Genomic DNA, 16,597 nt, shown 5'->3' with positions numbered 1-16,597 from the left:
GCCAAGAAACAGGAATCGACGAGTCCGAACATGGTGAGCCTCGATACGTTCCCAGCTAGAACCTCGTCTAACAAGCGCGCTGCAGCAACGTCAAGCGACGAGACCAACAGCGTCATTTTTGCGCATATCGCCTTCATTCTTTGCATCTGCATGCAGCGCTTCGGACTCCTCATCGGAACCGGACAAGTCTTCTTTTCACTGTTCGGATTCTTTGCGCTCGTCGCGTGGGGATGGTGGGTTGGTCTGGTGCGCCTTCGCGGGCCGCAGACTCTCGCGTTCGGACTTGTCGTTATCTGGTTTCTCTTCAGCGCGATCGCCGCAGCCGAATCTCCCGATCGCGGTATCGAGACCAGCCCGGCGTCGCTTGCGATGGTTCTTGTCACGAATTCGATCTTCCTGTTCGGACCCTCGACGAGATTCTCGAACGAGGCGGTGCTTCCCATCTTCCTCTTCTATGTTCGCCTGTGCGCCGTTCTGGCGATCGTCCAGATCGTTCTTCAATTCGGCGGGATACGCATCTTCTCATTCAAGGATGCGATCCCGGCGCTGGATTCTGTCCTCGTCGAGTCCGCTTACAATCAAAATGCGGTTGAATTTTATGGATCCCTGAATCGGCGCGCGAACGGATTTTTCCCGATGGAGCCGGGAGGGCTATCCCAATTGATCGCGATAGGCGTTGTCGTCGATGTGTTCCTGTTGCGGCGATTTGCCAGCCTTCCATTGTACGCCATCTCCTACGTACTGACCCGGTCCGGCTCGGGCCTCCTGGTGCTGGCCGTTTCCCTCGGTGCCTATCCCTTGATTGCTCCGCTCAAATCACTGCGGGTTATCGCCATCGGGTCGATCGTCGCCTTGACGATCGGGACTGCCTACCTCGTTGCGCCGGAACCTTTCGATCCCATCGTCAATAGGCTCGATGAATTCAGTTCAACCAAGTCAAGCGGTTATGCGCGCTACGTCGCGCAACTACAGACCTGGGACTATCTCTTTCAGACCGACAGAGTGCTTATTGGCTCCGGGCCGGGTGGATTGGAGCGGTCGCCTGCCTACTTTGGCGGCAGCGGAAATCCCGCGCTCAAGCTCGTCGCGGATTACGGAATTATCGGGTTCATGATTTTCCTGTTCTATCTCCTTCTCTCGATATTCAGGAAAGACAACTCGATGCTCGCATTGACGATGCTGGCCTGCTACCAGCTCGGCGGCGGCAATCTCGCCATGGCGCCCTTTCTGATGATGATGGCAATGCTGTGCGTATGGTCGCAGCCGCCAGGCGCCCGCCTGAGGTCGATCCGCCGTCCAGTTCCCGTCCAACGGATGCAGTCCAGCCCTGCCCCGATTATCGAATGACGCGGAATAGACCGAGCAAAGCGCGCAACCATTTCGGGCGCTGGGCAGGCACATACCGCAAACTCACCAGAGCACGTCGAAAGTACCGCGGACTGATCAGCACGCACAGAATCCAGCCCAGCAACGATATGCGCTGAGATGTCGAGAAGCCTTGCGGAGACGCAACGGCCCGGAGCGCATCGACAGCAATGCGCAATGAGCCGTCCTCGGCAATTGGATGAAGATCCGGCCGCAGCTTGAACGACGCTGTCCGCAAACAAAGAAATATGACATTTCTATTGAGCGCATCGGGCGTCACCGGCAGATTTTCGGCGCTCGCGATCTCGGCAAAGAATTTATAGCGCCGCTGCGTGAGATCGATCTCTCTCGCGAAGCGGGTATCGTCAAGTTGAAGGAAGGCCCCGTGATTGAGGCCGTGCACGCGATAGTCTGCCAAGGGCTTGGTGATAGTCACGATATCACCACACGCAGGAGCTGCCGCCAGGAGATAACTGTCCGGCGCCCGGTCGACAAAGTCGGACTTAAAGCCGAAAACACGGTCGACAAACCATCTCGGGTAGGCATTGCCCGATCCCGGCGGCGTCGGATAGGCACCGGTCGTTGTCATCCATCTGCGGATGTCATCTGAGGCCGGACAGGAGAAGTACTGCGGCAGGACATTTCCGGTCGGCAGCCCTTTTGCGTCGATAACGCGCATCTGAAACTGATATTTGCTCGCAGCGTTCGACCAAACGGATGCAATCTCCGTCATCACGTCGGAATGCAGGACATCATCCGAGTCAAGAAATATGACTACGTCGCCGGAGGACTTGCGAAAGCCGTTCACGCAGGATGGCATCTGCCCTGCGTTGGCCTGACTGATGATCGTCACCTCGTCCGCAAATTCGTTGATGATCTCGAGCGAATTGTCCGTCGACCCATCATCGACGACGATAACTTCCACCTCGCGCCACCGTATGTCCAGTGCGCTTCTGATCGCCGATCCCACGTAAGCGGCGTAGTTGTGGTTCGGAATGATGACCGAAAGGCTGGGAACCTGCGCCGATTCGGCGCCCCGCAATACAGCCTGGCCGGGTATCTCTTTCAGCATGGACGTCGAGGATACTCGCGTTGAGGATACTCATCGTATGACAGCCGACAGATGTCCGATGACGAGACACTCTATTGTGAATGGTTCAGTCTCTAGCACGGGTTTTCGACCGCTAGGAAGAGGCAGTATCGGGTCGCTTGCAATCGATGGAACCAATTGTTCGTCATTCTGTTGCCGTAGCTGCAGCACTATCCTCCCGCCGAGACGTGCGGCTTTCCGTCAAGAGCCGGCCTCAATCATCAAATGTCGGATTTGGTTCGTCCTGACTGAGCATTTATGCAGAGCGAGCAGTGAAGATGCGTGACGACCGACCGACGAGTTCATGTAGTTGCGCGGCTATATGCGTAGCGGTCGCTTCATCGCTGCTCGCAACGACGGCGGATGCTCAAATTTCGGGCTACGGCCGCACGTCTCCACCTATGTATGGAGGCTCCGGCATTTCCACCCGGCCTTCGAGTTCGATTCGCCCCATGGAAGGCACTTACGCTCCAAATCACAAGACGCTGGACGGAAAGCTTTGCATATCGGTTCACCCGCTAACGCACCCGCAAACTGTCAACCCCAAGATCATCGACCAAATTGTGGTGGTTCAAAATATTTGCGGTCAATCGATCCGGGTTCAGGTTTGCTACGCCGGCAGCACAGATTGCATTAACGTTGCGCTCGCAGGCTACCAAAAGCTGCAGAGGGTGCTGGGCATCGCGGCTGGGTCAACGAACTTTCAATTTGAGTATCGCGAGCTGTATTGAGCAACGATGCAGACGAGCAGTCGCAGCCAAATCGCCCTTCACAACTCTTACGAGCAACATGCGATATCTCCGCAGCACCACAGATCCACTTGTCGATGACCCAGATGGAGCCAACAATATCGAGGACATCACACGCGCTGCGGGTAACGATCTTGTTATCGCCGCATGATCTATCGATAGCCAACCAACTGCTGCCGCGATTAACCGCTTCATGGATGTGCAGCAGCGGGAGCCATTCGGCACCCAGCAGGCGCACTCACGCGAAGCGATCTTGCTCCTTGCAGGCACAGGTCTTGCAGCCGCAGGTGATGCAGTTCATCGAGCGGGTGCGCCCGGTCGACCGCGAGTCCTGACCGCAACTCATCGCACCTGATTTGGCACCTCACGTTTGACCCTCGAGCACATGTCCAATCCTAGCCAGGCTATCGTATTCGGAGGCGCAGGCTTCATCGGTACACATCTGATGACGCAGTTGGTCGCTTCCAAGAGCTACAGCCGGATCGTCTCGATCGATATCGGCAAGCCGAGGGCGCACGTCGATGGCGTCGAATACATCCATCATGATGTCCGTGAGCCGATCGATCCCAAGCTCGGAGGCGGAACGCCTTCCGACATCTTCAACCTGGCTGCGATTCACGTCACTCCAGGTCATCCGGAGGGTGACTATTATTATACAAACGTGCTGGGCGCGGTGAACGTCTGCCGATTTGCGAGGGAGACGGGCAGCCGCAATATCATCTTCACCAGCTCGATATCGATCTACGGCCCGACCGAAGCCCCGCTTGACGAGGATGCGACGCCGGCGCCGGTCAGCGCCTATGGTCGCTCCAAACTCTCGGCCGAAGCAATTCATCGTCTGTGGCAGTCGGAGAATCCGGACCGGCGGCTCACCATCGTGCGCCCCGCCGTCATTTACGGCCACTTCGAGCGGGGCAATTTCACGCGATTGTCGAGGCTTCTCGGAAGGCGGGCCTTCATCTATCCCGGCCGAACCGACACGATCAAATCGTGCGGCTACGTGAAGGATCTGGTCTCGTCGATGTTCTTCATGGCGTCCCGCAACGACGGCGTGTCTATCTACAATTTCTGCTACGAGCACCGCTACACGATCAACGAGATTTGCTCAGCCTTCTCACAAACTGCCAAATACCCCAAACCAGCGCTAACCATTCCGATATGGCTGATGAATCTAGCCGTGCTGCCATTCGAGATGCTGCACGCTGTCGGACTCAAGACCGGCATCAATCGCGACAGAATCCGGAAGTTGTGGTTTTCCACGAACATTCTGCCCAAGCGCCTGGTCGCAAGTGGATTCAAGTTCGATTACGACCTGGCGAGCTCGCTTGCCGAATGGCGACGGGAATCCTCGATCAAAGACTTTGATTGAGGGTCTTGACCCGCTGACTTGTTCGACATCCGGACGAGCAACGTTTGCGCCGGCGGAATCTCGAAGCTGGCGCACGCGTGACGGCTGCCTCGAAAATCGGCACTCTTCCTTCGCAAGCCCTCGCACCGACCGAGATTGGAACGGGTCGTCGCCAATCGGGTTTCTGGTCCACGTGCTCACCGTTGGTCACACTCAGGTCCATATTGCATCGCAGTATTTGCGGGTTCGCTCGCGCTGTTCCAACTGGTCCGGCATGGGATTTGCTCAAGTCTCATCCACAGATCGGCGAATGATCTTCCAAGGCGGGTGCAACTTGTCTTCATACTGAAGGTCGCGGTGCTGGGCGGCGGAGATGCGCACTATGATGATTTTGCGGCGGGCGGAACCGGAGCGAATGGCAATGTCGATGCTGCCGGTCGCGTGTGTCTGGTCGCCGGCAACGGCACGCGGCCTTGCCGAAATTTCCCTGGCCAACAACTTGTCAAACAGTCCGACTATCTGTTCCCGTGATGGTGTCGGTGGGGCCGGTCAACTCTCGAACGCTGCCACCTCGACCAGCGTATCCACTATGTCGAACTCTTGCTGACGTCGGGCCGGTCCGACCCGACACTTCCACGTTCACGCATTCAGCGCGGCGGACAGCCAGCCTGATGCCACACGCTACAGTCCACGATAGCTACACGTAGGCGAGCCGGATGCTTCAAACAAGAATCACACCTCGCGAGGTCGAATCCACTGCGCCCGAGGCCCCGTCGCTGGAGCAGACGATCTCCTCTGCGCTTGCGCTGCTCGGCCGGCAGTATCCCGTGATGATTTTCACGCTGCTCCTGTGCATCTGTCTTGCCGGCGTCTACGTGTTCACGGCGGCGAAACGATATACCGGAACGGCCGTCCTGGTGATCGACAGCCGCAAGATGCAGGGTCTCCAGACGCAAGCACCTACGAACGGCGGCGACAATCCGATCGACTCGGCAATGGTCGACAGTCAGGTCGAAATCCTCAAGTCCGAAGCGATCGCTTCCAAGGTCATCAAGGACTTGAAGCTCGTGCAGTCGCCAGAGTTTATGAGCGACGGCGGCGGACTCCTCAGCAGCGTCACCGCAGCGATTTCCGGACTGTTTTCGGAGTCGAAGCCGCCCACCGAGGAACAGCTTCTGCGTGCGGCTCTCGCCCGCTTCGCAAGCAACCTCAGCATTAAACGCGTCGGCGTGAGCTATGTCATCGAGATCGCCTTTCAGGCGTTGTCGCAGGAGCAGGCTGCGCAGATCGCCAATGCGGTTGCCGAAGGCTATATCGTGGACTCCCTGGAGTCGAAATATCAGGCCTCCCGGCGAGCCGCGGTCTGGCTGCAGGATCGATTGAAGGAATTGCGGTCGCAGGCATCCTCGGCCGAGCGGGCCGTCGCCGATTTCAAGGCCAAGAACAACATCGTCGATGCCGGCGGGCGACTTCTGACCGAGCAGCAGCTCGCTGAAATCAACAGTTCGCTGACGGTTGCCCGCAGCCAGCGCGCCGAGGCGCAGGCCAAGCTCGAACGCATCACTTCGATATTGAATGCAGACAGCGAGGACTCCAAGGTCATCCTGAACGATCTCGCGACCGTGAGCGAGACGATGGCCAACCCGGTTATCACCAAGTTGCGCCAGACGTATCTCGAGTACGCCGCGAAGCAGTCGGATTGGTCGAACAGGTATGGGCCGACGCATATGGCCGTCGTCAATTTGCGCAATCAGATGCGCGAGATCCGGCGCTCGATCACCGACGAGCTGCGACGCACGGCCGAGGTCTACAAGAGCGACCTTGAAATCGCCAAGGCGCGCGAAGAATCCAGCCAGAAGAGCCTGAACGATACGATCGCGGTCTCGAACGATACCAGTCAGGCCCAGATCGTCCTGAGGGATTTGGAAAGCAATGCACAGAGCGCCCGCGCCCTGTCGGACAACTTCCTGCAGTTGTACATGGTCTCGGTTCAGCAGCAGTCGTTTCCCATTACCGAAGCACGGGTGATCACCCAGGCAGCGACGACTCCTCCCAACAAAACGTCGCCCAAGACAACACTTATCCTTCTTGCGGCGATGGTGGGCGGATCGATTCTCGCGGGTATCGTCGCCATCCTGTTCGACATGATGGATCGCGTCTTCCGAACCGTCTCCCAGGTCGAGCAACTCGTGCAGACGAACTGTCTCGCTTCGATTCCGACTATCGAAGGTTTGGTCACCGCCAGCGACTCCACTCAGCTCGGCAAGGCATGGCCGTTCGGCAAACGAGCCAAGCCGAGATCTTTGCAGGCGCAGCCGAGGCCCAGCGGTGCCGGCGCAGCATTGCCGCTCCAGCGAGCCGAACCGGGCTCCAGCCACCCGCAGCCGCATCGTGAGCGGCTTCTTTCTGCCGATGACAGCGTCGGGCGCTACGTCATCAACGCACCATTTTCGCGTTTCGCAGAAGGCTTCCGGTCGATCAAGCTCGCCAGCGATCTCAGCAACTACGGTTCAGCATCCAACAAGGTCCTCGGCATCACGTCCGCTCTTCCGAATGAAGGAAAATCGACCATCAGCGAAGCGCTGGCGCAGACAGTGGCGCAAAGCGGCTCCCGCACGCTGCTGATCGACGGCGACATTCGCAATCCAAGCCTCACCGCAAGGCTCACGCCGAACGCGCAGCTTGGCTTGATCCACGTCGTCGCCGGTAAAGCCGACTGGAGGGATGTGGTCTGGATCGATCCGCAAACCAATTTGCATTTTCTTCCCTGTGCCGTGACGTCACGCTTCTCGAATTCGAGCGATCTGCTTGCCTCCCAGCAGATGGAAAACCTGTTCCAGCATCTGCGCCAGCACTATGATCGCATCATTCTCGATCTCAGCCCGCTTGCGCCGGTGGTCGACGTTCGGGCTACCAGGGGACTGGCGGATACCTACATCCTCGTCATCGAGTGGGCGAAATCGAAGGTCGACGTCGTCGAGCGCGTCCTGGCCGAAACGCCGATCGTGCGCGAGCGTATGCTAGGCGCGGTGCTCAACAAGGTGAACGTGGCGGTAATGAGCCGCTACGACACTTACGGCGCGGCCTATTATCGCAATCGGTACTACAAGAGGTACGGCTACGTCGATTGACGTCTGAAGCTCGATCCGGAACGAGGTGCTTCGGCCTTCCGAAAAGATCATGCTCCAGATCTCATTGTACGCTGCAGCGGCCGGTTCGGACGCGAACCGACCAGATCAGGGCCAGCTCTCCGGGGTTAAGCGGCAAGTCTGATCTGAGGTGCGGTCTCGCCATATAGCGGGTACGGCCAAGGCCTCGAGCCAGCCAGTAGGAATATCTCACCAGCAACACCGCGTTCCGGTGCACAGTTCGTGCCGCGAGCAAGGCGCTGCCGAACGGCCTTGTGATGGTCGCTCCGGATCTCCCCATCCGTCAGCTTGCCGAATCCGCGGGTGTCAGGCCCCGCGAATTCATTTCAATTGTCGTCCACGCGTACCGCTCCGTTGGAGCCATGGACGGGCCGGTCACTGGCGCGAGTTGATCCGTAGGATTTGCGCGTTGTTCGCGGTTACGATCGTGTCGTTGGCGGTGCCTATCACCAGCCTGACGAATTGCAGGAACTTAGCCGTGTCGACCGTGGCGGCGTTCGCGGCAAACAGCACGTCCTTGTCCCGCATTTGAAACTGGTTTGCGAGGAAGAAGGCGGCCGGATCCCGGAAATCGGCGTTATAGACCACGGGCACCAGCGGGCCAGTGTATCTGGAGCAGTCGATGCCCAATCGCTCCGCCAACTCGCGCGGTTCGCGCCGATAGACATAGACGCCCGCGGGCTCGGCCTGCGTATCAATCAGGCCGCCAGCCTTGGCCATCGCCTGCGCCATGTTGATCTTCCACATATCGAACGGGAATTGCGCCTGCCCGCCTATGGTTGCCCCCACCGTAAAGGCCCCGAAGGCAAGGAACACTTGCGGTTCACGGTAGACATAGATGGTGTCGCCGGGATGGATCCAGATGTTGTTGGCTGGTTGATACACTAACGCTCCGAACGGAACCGTGGCTTTCTTGCCGCCGCGCTCCAGCGTCACCCAGCTCTCCCAGCCCGGCCCCGACAGGCCACCGGCGCGCGCAATCAAGTCAAGTATCCGTTCGCCGGCCGCATTCGCCGGCAAACGAGCTGGCGTCTTCACCTCACCCAGCACGCTGATGAGCGAGGTGTTTTGTGTGATCAGGGATACCACCACCTGTGGCTCGATGGCGCGGTTTCCGATCGCCTTCACGATGTCCTGCTGAATCTCGACCGGGGTGCGGCCGTTGGCCTTCACCGTGCCCGCATAGGGCACCGAAATGTTCCCGTTCAAATCAACGTTTTGGTTTGGCAGGGCTACGAAGTTACCTGGCCGGACGCCGGCCTCTGCAGGGATGAACAGGCCTCCCGCCGCGGCTTCGAAGATCGACACGGCCACCGTGTCTCCAATGCCAAACCTGATGCCTGCCGGCGGCCGACGATCAGGAAATGACCCCGCGATTGCGCCGGGGCCATATTCTTTCAGGATGTCGATGACAGTCGGTGTGAGCTTGACCAGCTCGTAATCCGGCCCTGATCGCGTGATCTGACTCTTGATGACATGATCTTCCGGACCGGACATGGGCATGATCGCGCATCCCGCGGAAGACAGCAGAATGCCGAGCAAGACTCCCCATACTAGAACGCTGCGTCTCAAGTCTGATCCCCATCACTTGCCAGCTTAGTCCTGGCCAAATCCCGAAGTGGCGCCAACGAAACTGCCGGAGATGGTCAGAATAAGGAGAGATTGTCGCAGCCAAGAATAAGGGGATGCTGTTGCAGTGCAGCTACAGCTAACCGCCCCAATGTGAAGCCAATTCGAGGGAGACATTCTAACCTGCATCGCCCGGTGCACAAGTTCCAGGCGGATAAAGATCGACTTTTCGCTTCATTTGTTCCGCGCGCGATCTTGAACTGTTCGGTCGGCCATCCGCTTCACATCGCGCCGAATGTTCTCGTCTGAAACAGAATCAAGAATCTCCCTGATGGCGACAAAGTTTCGCGCTGTGCTGGATGAGGTTTTCGACGAGGCCGCTGAGGCCACTGAGCACGAGATGAAGAATTTGGCTCCAGCGATCGTTCCGTCTCCCTTTGTGATGATGCGCTTAACGCTGCTGTGCGCTGGCCTCTTGGTGTCGACCGGTGGTTACAGCCGAGCAGAGCCGCCGCGTCCGGGCGTCCTGAACTGTGGGTCCGGCATCAACACCGAACAGCGTCGACGCTGCGACGAAGAGGCCTTGAGGCAGGTCCAGTCCGGTAGCCAATCGACACAGCTTGAGGGCGGATGGCGACTGGTGAAGAGTAGAAATCCTGACGGCGGCGCCGACGCCATTTCGGTGATGCACGCCGTCGATAGCGCCAAATCGGATGGGCGCCTTGCGGGACTGGACCTGCAATGCGGGAAGGACGGTATCAAGATTGTGCTCATCGTTCTCGAATCACTGCCCCGCTCGACGCGACCGAACGTGACCCTGATGACAGGAGAAAAGCGAGCAGAGTTCGAAGCATCTGTGATCCAGAGCGGCGAGGCGCTACTCCTGCCTGCTGACGCGTCCAGACTTGCCGCCGGTGACTGGCAGAACGCAAACGAGCTTTCGGTCGAAATCGGGACCACGCCGGCCGCGATCCGCGGAGCGGTGCCGATCACTGGACTGGCAACGGCTCTCCGCTACTTGTCGCAAGACTGCCGTGCTCGATAATTCGGCCGGCTACGCGAAACTTACGCCTGCGCCAATCCCGCAAATCAACTTCATTCGGCCCGCTCGTGTACCTAGGACTGATGACGGGTCATACCGTCTACGACTAGCGCAGTCTGCCAGACGACATTGGCGTCGTATGTTGGCCTATGCGATACTCACCAACGTCCACCCATTGTCACGATGAACTCCGTTCGCGCTTCGAAGTCTTACAGTTTGTCGATTGCTTCCTACCTTCTCATCGCATTGCTGGCCGCGACGCCGATCTTGGCAATCGCAAACGGCTCTTTCGCACAGCATGTGCTTGCGCTTGTAGCTGCCGTGATGGCGGCGATGGCAGCAAGGGGACCGGAGGCCGAACTTGCCTCTGCCGCGCAGTTGCTGAAGCGATTTTTGCTGGCGTTCCTGCTTCCCGTTGTCTGGATGGCGTTGCAGATTTTTCCGGCTCCCACTTTTTCGCTTGCAAACCCGATATGGTCGGCCAATTCAATCGCATTGAACCAACCATCGCTGTCGGGGCGCATCAGCGTTGATCCCGGCGCGACGCTGCGAAGCCTGTTTCTCTATCTGATTGACGTGTCGCTGCTGGTGTCGACCGTCATCATCACCAAGGATCGCCAAAGGGCCGAAACGATCCTGTCCGTATTGTGCGTCGTAACGACCTTGATATCGGCCGAGGTCCTGCTCAGCCGGCTCGATTTGTTCGCCGGCGTGATTTCCGACATCGGCGCGGCTGCGAGCCCGTTTCCGGCAACAGCCGCGCTCGCGATATTGGCAAATGGCGCGCTCGTTGCCAGGGCACTCGAACGACACCTGCACCAACAGGACATCCGCAATCTGGCCTCGGTCCGGCTTTGGGTCGGTGTTCTTTCCGGTCTGTTTGGAATTGCCGTGTCAGTCGCCGCACTGGCGACCCTCGAACGAGGCGCTTTGCTGGCAGTCGCTGGCTTGGGATTGACTGTCATCGTTTTCATAGCCGCTGTCCGGCGCTTGGGATTTCGTTCCTGGCCGTCGGCGATCTTGTTCGCAGTCCTCGCGACGATCGCCGGCGCCATGGCGCTGCCGCACTCTCAATCAGGTGGTTGGGGCCTGCTTGGATTCGTCAGCGCCAATCCGGAAACGGTCGCAGTGGCAGAACGCCTGCTCGCGGATGCATCGAGGTTTGGAAATGGCATCGGAACATTTGGGCTCACCTCGATATCCTACCAGGACTTTGGCGCCGCGGCGTTGGACGCTCCGCCTTCCACCGCAGTTTTGATCGCCATCGAGTCGGGACGATTGGCGATCGTGATCCTGGCAAGCTTCGCCGCCCAAATCTTCTTTGTCACTTTTCGCGGCGCCGTTCGGCGAGGACGCGATTTCTTTTTCGCGGCGGCTGCAGCCGCCGGCGTTCTGGTCGTCATCTGCGAGAGTTTCCTCGACTCAAGCCTCTCGAACCCCACGATCCAGATTATTGTGGCCGTGATGGTCGCACTCGGACTTGCGCAATCTGCGGGCCGGACTAGCGGCGCCAAACGTTAGACGACAGCATCCCTGCGCCATAGGATTGGCCTTACATTGAACTGGTCCATTGGAAATGACCTCCTTGAGCAGATTTCGCATCCTTCTGATGGCATTGGCGCTGACCATCGGATCTTATGCGATCGCCTCGGCCTTGGCGGAGTTGACGGCGCTGGAGCGCACGACATTTCCCGCCGACGCAACCAAGATCGGCTCGCGCTGGACTGGAGACGTACCCTCCCCGCTGACAGCGCTCTCTCCCTTCGGGCCGGAACTCGAGAGCAATCATGCGTTGATCGCCGCGCTGCAGGCGATCGAGCTCGGCCAGCAATCACCGACGAACGTCCGATCGACAAAGCACGCCGCCGCTCTCGGCAGGGTCAGGCAGACGCTATCAATCTCGCCTTACAATCCTGAACTGTGGTTGGCGCTGGCGCTGCTTCAGGCCCAGCGCGACCCGCACGATCCCGTCGTGGTCGAGGCGCTGAAGATGGCGTATTCTATCGCGCCAAATGACGCACGATTGATGCCGGTTCGGATCGATCTAGCGGGTCGCTCCGATGCGCTCGCTATTCCCGACGTCAAGGATGTCGTACGCAGCGACCTCTGGCTGATTATGACCCGCCAGCCTGAGATGAAGTCGGCAATCGTGTCGGCTTATCGGCGAGCGTCAGTGCTCGGCAAGACTTTCCTTGAATCCGCTGTTGAATCGATCGATCCGTCATTCCTTAGGACACTGCGCGGTTGAAATTCGGGCACGCGACGGCTATACGAAATGCGGCGTAGCTGCCGGCCGAAGCACGAAACGCATGAATTTCAAGTTTGTCACTGCAAGATCGGTCCGTTGCTCGCCCACGCGCGAGCGGTTGATCGCAATGAAGGGAGCAAGCGCGATGTCGCGATCGTATGTCGGCCTTGTTACACTGGTCTCGGCTGTGATTGTATCGGTCATCCCAGCGCGCGCTGCCGACTACGCCGCCCACCCGCGGAAAGCCCGTGTTGCTGCAAGCGTGCTCCAGATCGATCGTGGGCCGAACCCCTATTGCGGTCCACGATGCGGTTGCCCGGCCGCGGTTTATGTTCGGCATCGCTCGCTCGAGGCCTCCTATTCCTACACCGTTGATCCGCGCACCAAGAGCGATGAACCTCGTTACTCCTATGGTCCGAGCCGGACTTACGTCCGGTACGTGAATCCCCGTAATCCCGATCTGGTGTTTCAATACTGAGCCGGCCCGGATTGCATGAACCGACCGGGGTCGGCGCGATCTGAGCTTTCGGCGTCTTTCATCGCTGTGGTGCACGGCCACGAGGACGCCGACCGGCTATTGGCATCCCACATCCTGCGTCTACGGATGCACGCCATCTGAAGCCAATTCAGGCGTATCCAATTTGATCGGGATCGCCGCGGTGACGATAAGCGGCGTCAGTGCTGATTATCAGGCCATTATGTCGTCAAGAAACAACAGTGCGACCGCGCTGGCGATTTGCTGTGCAGCGATTGGATTGGCTTTAGGAACCCGGCTTCGCCCGTTTTGTTTTGGTTCCACCGCATTTGCCATTCAAGGGCCCTCACGTTTTGTTACGAACTCCTTTACTGTAGACGGCCGAAAAGTTCCCGAACGCCCGCCCCGAACAAGCAACGGAATCCTTCAGTCACAAGATGTGGAGATCGTCACGCTCGAGGAGCTCGGCTGCAAAGCCCCGGTTGCCGGACGATATCCGCGTCTACGCTCTGACCGACATCCATGGCTGCTCCGATCTACTCAAATCGATGTTCACGGTGATCGATCGTGACCTGATGACCATCGGCCGGAGGCGGGCCATTCATGTATTCTTGGGAGATTACATTGACCGCGGCCCGGATTCCTCCGGGACAATCGAGCTCTTGATCGAACGCGCCCGGAAGCATGAGTCGATCTTTCTCAAGGGTAATCACGAAACGTTCCTGTTCGAGGTCCTCAGGAATCCCAAGCTGCTTCAGAACTGGAGACAGTATGGCGGTCTTCAGACACTGAGCTCTTACGGTGTTCAACCGCCGTTGAACCCGACCGTGAAGGAGCAGAAGGAATTGATCGATCAGCTTTCAGCAGCAATCCCCATGCATCATCGAATGTTTTTTGAACATCTGCGCGCCAGTTTCATCTGCGGAGATTTCTTTTTCGCCCATGCCGGCATAAGGCCGGGACTGCCGCTGGCCAGTCAACGCGAGGACGACCTGCTCTGGATCCGGGACGAGTTTTTGCTTAGCGAAAAGAAGCACGAGAAATACATCATCCACGGGCACACGCCCGTCCGGGAGCCGGACATTCGGCTCAATCGCGCCAACATTGACACAGGTGCCTACGCCACGGGTAACCTTACGCTGCTGACCATCCAGGGCAACCGGCTCCTGGCATTTTGATAGAGCCACGTGTCCCAGACGACCTCGCATCTAGGATCTCCCGCAAACCTGTCGATGCCAATCGAAAAGAAGAACCGGACGAAACCTATGGGGCGAGCATTTTCTCGCCTCGCCATATCGTCATCTCAGTTGCAATTGGGAGGCATTTTTCGCCTCGCGCCCCCGCTCACGGCATCTCCGTGACGCGGTAGCACGGCGGCTTGAGAGGGCGCTGGGAAATCGGGTTTCGGACCGCGATTCTTGTTCCTAGTTCTAGGTGCCTCCGCTTGCACTGGTTAGTAGGCTTCCTGGAACATCAAGGCTGCTGCCGTTCGCGCCATGATCTTCAGGTCGAGCCAGATGCTCCAGTTGCTGACGTACCAGACGTCACACTCCACGCGCTTTTCCATCAAGTCGATGGTCGGTGTTTCGCCACGGAATCCATTGACCTGCGCCCATCCGGTCAGGCCGGGTTTCATGTGATGACGGTAGATGTAGTTGCTGATGAGTTCGTCGTAATAGTTGTCGTGCGCGAGTGCATGGGGCCGCGGGCCGACCAGCGACATCTCGCCGCGCAACACGTTCCAGAGCTGCGGCAGTTCGTCGATGCTGGTCCGCCGCAGCACGCGTCCGACCCGCGTGACTCTTGCGTCGGTTCGCTTCGCCTGCGTGACGGTATGGCCATTCTCCGCCACCGTCATCGAGCGGAACTTCCAGATCTCGAACTGTTTGCCACTGAACCCGCGCCGCGACTGCTTGAAGATGATCTTGCCCTTCGAATCGAGCTTGATCATGATCGCGGCCGTCACCAGCAGCGGCGCCAGCATTAGTAGCGCGAACGACGCAAGGCCGACGTCCAGGCAGCGCTTCTGCACACGCTCGAACACGGTGAGCGGCGCGCGCTGAATCTCGATCGCAATCGTGCCGCTCACCGGCTGGAACGGACGCGAGACCAGATCGGCGATCGGAAAGTCGGGCAGCAGGCGGATCGGCTGAGGAACGACGCGCAGGTGCTGGCTCAGCTTCTGCAGAAGCGGCATTTCGTCCCAATCGACGACCAGAAGATATTCTTCCGCGTCGGCCGCGCGGGCCTGACGCACGACATCGCGAATCTCGCGATCCCAACCTGCGCCCTCTTCGGACGGATCCAGCACGAAGTGCCGCACGACGTTGAAGCCGTGCTTGCGCAGATCCTTGAAGCGGCCCGACGTGAAATCGAGCGGCTTGAGGCTTAGGAGAACAACCTTCCTGTCGACGAGGCGGCCCTTGGCATAGCTCGACGTCAGAGCGAAGCGCCACAGCACGCGAAGCCCGCTCAGAGCGACGCCGCCGGTCGCGGCGAACAGCAGCGTGGTCGCGCGCGACAGATCGGCGGAAGACTTCAGCAGAAACGCCTCGACGGTGAGAATGGTCAGCGAGATCACCCAGACGGCCAGCGTCTTGCGAAGCTGCCAGACTGTGTTCAGCAGGCGATGATGATCGTAGACGCCTTGGAAGTACGCGATCGTCACGAGCACCGCAGCGACGACGAGACCGGCTCCGATCGACGAATCCCGTTCGGCCACGAGCAGGCGGTACAGAGCACTCGCTGCGTAGTAGCTGAGCAGGACGGCGAGGAAGTCACCGGCGATCAGCGCGACTTGAAGGGGTCTTTGGAGGGCACCGCGACGGTTCGATAAGACCGAGTAGTAGTTTTCCGAACCATAAGTTGTTACAGCCATCCGAACCTCGCTGCCTCGTCCCGCACTCGCAATCGAAAATTGCAAGCAAATCGAATTGCATTTGTGATGCGATCGAACGAATGTCTAAATCAAACAAAGCAACATTGCGGCACTACAGCAAAAATGAGATCGATTTTCTGCAACGCAGCGTCGCAGCGCTCGAGTGCTCAAACTGTGTCATATGCTTGACATTGGAGTGAGCATCGCGCCGACTTTCGCATCGCGACATTTTCGATCATCACAGCCCGCACGTTTGAACGGCTATTCAACTGTGTCGTTTAAGCCGTTGTTAGTCCGCTGCCATTGACGCTCTTGGCCGTTTCGAGACGTTGTGGCGTGAGTACCGTCGTTGTTTTCTGTCTGTTGATCGGGTCGCTGCTGGGCGGGCGATCCCGAATCTTCATCCTGCCTCCCGCAACCATTCTCGGTGCCGCGATCCTCGGCACGATCTCGGCCTGGCAGGGAACCAGTCCGGCTCACGGCGTTGTTATGATCCTTGTCTTTGCGGCGACGCTTCAGCTTGGCTATTTCTGCGGCGCTTCTGTTCCGCGTTCGCGCACCGGTCTATCGCAGCAAGGCCGCACCGTCGTTCGACGGCCGAGGCTTCGGCTAGGCGCGACGCGTTTGCGCTTCGTCGTACCGCGCGGCTGATCCGTCAGGTGCAAATGAGCATTGTCCTTACAT

13 protein-coding genes are annotated in these 16,597 nt (G+C 58.7%); 9 read left to right on the top strand and 4 right to left on the bottom strand.

Going from position 1 to position 16,597, the window contains the following annotated elements:
- Positions 1–30 precede the first annotated feature (30 nt).
- Complete coding sequence (locus MTR72_RS19030; RefSeq protein ID WP_280969416.1) at positions 31–1,347, top strand: hypothetical protein; 1,317 nt, start codon at positions 31–33, stop codon at positions 1,345–1,347.
- On the opposite strand, the gene MTR72_RS19025 is transcribed toward MTR72_RS19030, so the two are convergent.
- Positions 1,337–2,437: a glycosyltransferase family 2 protein gene (locus MTR72_RS19025; protein WP_280969415.1), complete on the bottom strand. Its 1,101-nt coding sequence runs from the start codon at positions 2,435–2,437 to the stop codon at positions 1,337–1,339. The two genes, MTR72_RS19030 and MTR72_RS19025, sit on opposite strands and share 11 nt — an antisense overlap.
- 470 nt (positions 2,438–2,907) lie before the next feature.
- Between MTR72_RS19025 and MTR72_RS19020 the strand changes: the two genes are divergently transcribed.
- The 4 genes from MTR72_RS19020 to MTR72_RS19005 all read left to right on the top strand — a co-directional run bounded on the left by MTR72_RS19020 (position 2,908) and on the right by MTR72_RS19005 (position 7,683).
- Complete coding sequence (locus tag MTR72_RS19020) at positions 2,908–3,186, top strand: hypothetical protein (protein ID WP_280969414.1); 279 nt, start codon at positions 2,908–2,910, stop codon at positions 3,184–3,186.
- A gap of 403 nt (positions 3,187–3,589) precedes the next feature.
- Positions 3,590–4,573 (top strand): NAD-dependent epimerase/dehydratase family protein, encoded by a 984-nt coding sequence (locus MTR72_RS19015; RefSeq protein ID WP_280971347.1) that lies wholly within the window; start codon positions 3,590–3,592, stop codon positions 4,571–4,573.
- 306 nt (positions 4,574–4,879) lie between these two features.
- A complete protein-coding gene (locus MTR72_RS19010; RefSeq protein ID WP_280969412.1) occupies positions 4,880–5,083 on the top strand; it encodes a hypothetical protein in 204 nt (67 codons plus the stop codon).
- A gap of 185 nt (positions 5,084–5,268) precedes the next feature.
- Positions 5,269–7,683: a polysaccharide biosynthesis tyrosine autokinase gene (locus tag MTR72_RS19005; protein WP_280969411.1), complete on the top strand. Its 2,415-nt coding sequence runs from the start codon at positions 5,269–5,271 to the stop codon at positions 7,681–7,683.
- 393 nt (positions 7,684–8,076) lie between these two features.
- On the opposite strand, the gene MTR72_RS19000 is transcribed toward MTR72_RS19005, so the two are convergent.
- Positions 8,077–9,204, bottom strand: coding sequence for a polysaccharide biosynthesis/export family protein (locus tag MTR72_RS19000; RefSeq protein ID WP_280971346.1), 1,128 nt, complete (start codon positions 9,202–9,204; stop codon positions 8,077–8,079).
- Positions 9,205–9,601: 397 nt separating this feature from the next.
- Here MTR72_RS19000 and MTR72_RS18995 point away from each other — a divergent pair, with 397 nt between their 5' ends.
- Positions 9,602–10,315, top strand: a complete 714-nt coding sequence (locus MTR72_RS18995) for a hypothetical protein (protein WP_280969409.1) — start codon at positions 9,602–9,604, stop codon at positions 10,313–10,315.
- Positions 10,316–10,542: 227 nt separating this feature from the next.
- On the opposite strand, the gene MTR72_RS18990 is transcribed toward MTR72_RS18995, so the two are convergent.
- The gene (locus MTR72_RS18990) at positions 10,543–10,836 is read right to left on the bottom strand and encodes a hypothetical protein (protein ID WP_341510827.1); all 294 of its coding nucleotides are present in this window, start codon (positions 10,834–10,836) and stop codon (positions 10,543–10,545) included.
- Between MTR72_RS18990 and MTR72_RS18985 the strand changes: the two genes are divergently transcribed.
- From MTR72_RS18985 to MTR72_RS18975, 3 genes are all read left to right on the top strand, one after another.
- Complete coding sequence (locus tag MTR72_RS18985) at positions 10,808–11,833, top strand: hypothetical protein (protein ID WP_341510826.1); 1,026 nt, start codon at positions 10,808–10,810, stop codon at positions 11,831–11,833. The genes MTR72_RS18990 and MTR72_RS18985 overlap by 29 nt on opposite strands.
- Before the next feature lie 64 nt (positions 11,834–11,897).
- Positions 11,898–12,560: a hypothetical protein gene (locus tag MTR72_RS18980; protein WP_280969407.1), complete on the top strand. Its 663-nt coding sequence runs from the start codon at positions 11,898–11,900 to the stop codon at positions 12,558–12,560.
- A 912-nt stretch (positions 12,561–13,472) separates the two neighbouring features.
- Positions 13,473–14,213, top strand: coding sequence for a metallophosphoesterase (locus tag MTR72_RS18975; RefSeq protein WP_280969406.1), 741 nt, complete (start codon positions 13,473–13,475; stop codon positions 14,211–14,213).
- Positions 14,214–14,488: 275 nt separating this feature from the next.
- Here MTR72_RS18975 and MTR72_RS18970 read toward each other — a convergent pair whose 3' ends face one another.
- Positions 14,489–15,913: an undecaprenyl-phosphate glucose phosphotransferase gene (locus MTR72_RS18970; protein ID WP_341510825.1), complete on the bottom strand. Its 1,425-nt coding sequence runs from the start codon at positions 15,911–15,913 to the stop codon at positions 14,489–14,491.
- Positions 15,914–16,597: the final 684 nt, after the last annotated feature.

Source organism: Bradyrhizobium sp. ISRA442, from assembly GCF_038085055.1.
Taxonomy (GTDB): Bacteria; Pseudomonadota; Alphaproteobacteria; order Rhizobiales; family Xanthobacteraceae; genus Bradyrhizobium.
This window is presented reverse-complemented; position numbering and strand designations above follow the sequence as displayed.

Bases quoted from the DNA above. Each gene is read 5' to 3' on its own strand.
- MTR72_RS18990 (WP_341510827.1), bottom strand. From the start codon at position 10,836: ATGCGCCCCGACAGCGATGGTTGGTTCAATGCGATTGAATTGGCCGAC.
- MTR72_RS19025 (WP_280969415.1), bottom strand. From the start codon at position 2,437: ATGCTGAAAGAGATACCCGGCCAGGCTGTATTGCGGGGCGCCGAATCG.
- MTR72_RS19005 (WP_280969411.1), top strand. From the start codon at position 5,269: ATGCTTCAAACAAGAATCACACCTCGCGAGGTCGAATCCACTGCGCCC.
- MTR72_RS18970 (WP_341510825.1), bottom strand. From the start codon at position 15,913: ATGGCTGTAACAACTTATGGTTCGGAAAACTACTACTCGGTCTTATCG.
- MTR72_RS18995 (WP_280969409.1), top strand. From the start codon at position 9,602: ATGGCGACAAAGTTTCGCGCTGTGCTGGATGAGGTTTTCGACGAGGCC.
- MTR72_RS19000 (WP_280971346.1), bottom strand. From the start codon at position 9,204: ATGCCCATGTCCGGTCCGGAAGATCATGTCATCAAGAGTCAGATCACG.
- MTR72_RS19020 (WP_280969414.1), top strand. From the start codon at position 2,908: ATGGAAGGCACTTACGCTCCAAATCACAAGACGCTGGACGGAAAGCTT.
- MTR72_RS19015 (WP_280971347.1), top strand. From the start codon at position 3,590: ATGTCCAATCCTAGCCAGGCTATCGTATTCGGAGGCGCAGGCTTCATC.
- MTR72_RS19030 (WP_280969416.1), top strand. From the start codon at position 31: ATGGTGAGCCTCGATACGTTCCCAGCTAGAACCTCGTCTAACAAGCGC.
- MTR72_RS18975 (WP_280969406.1), top strand. From the start codon at position 13,473: ATGTGGAGATCGTCACGCTCGAGGAGCTCGGCTGCAAAGCCCCGGTTG.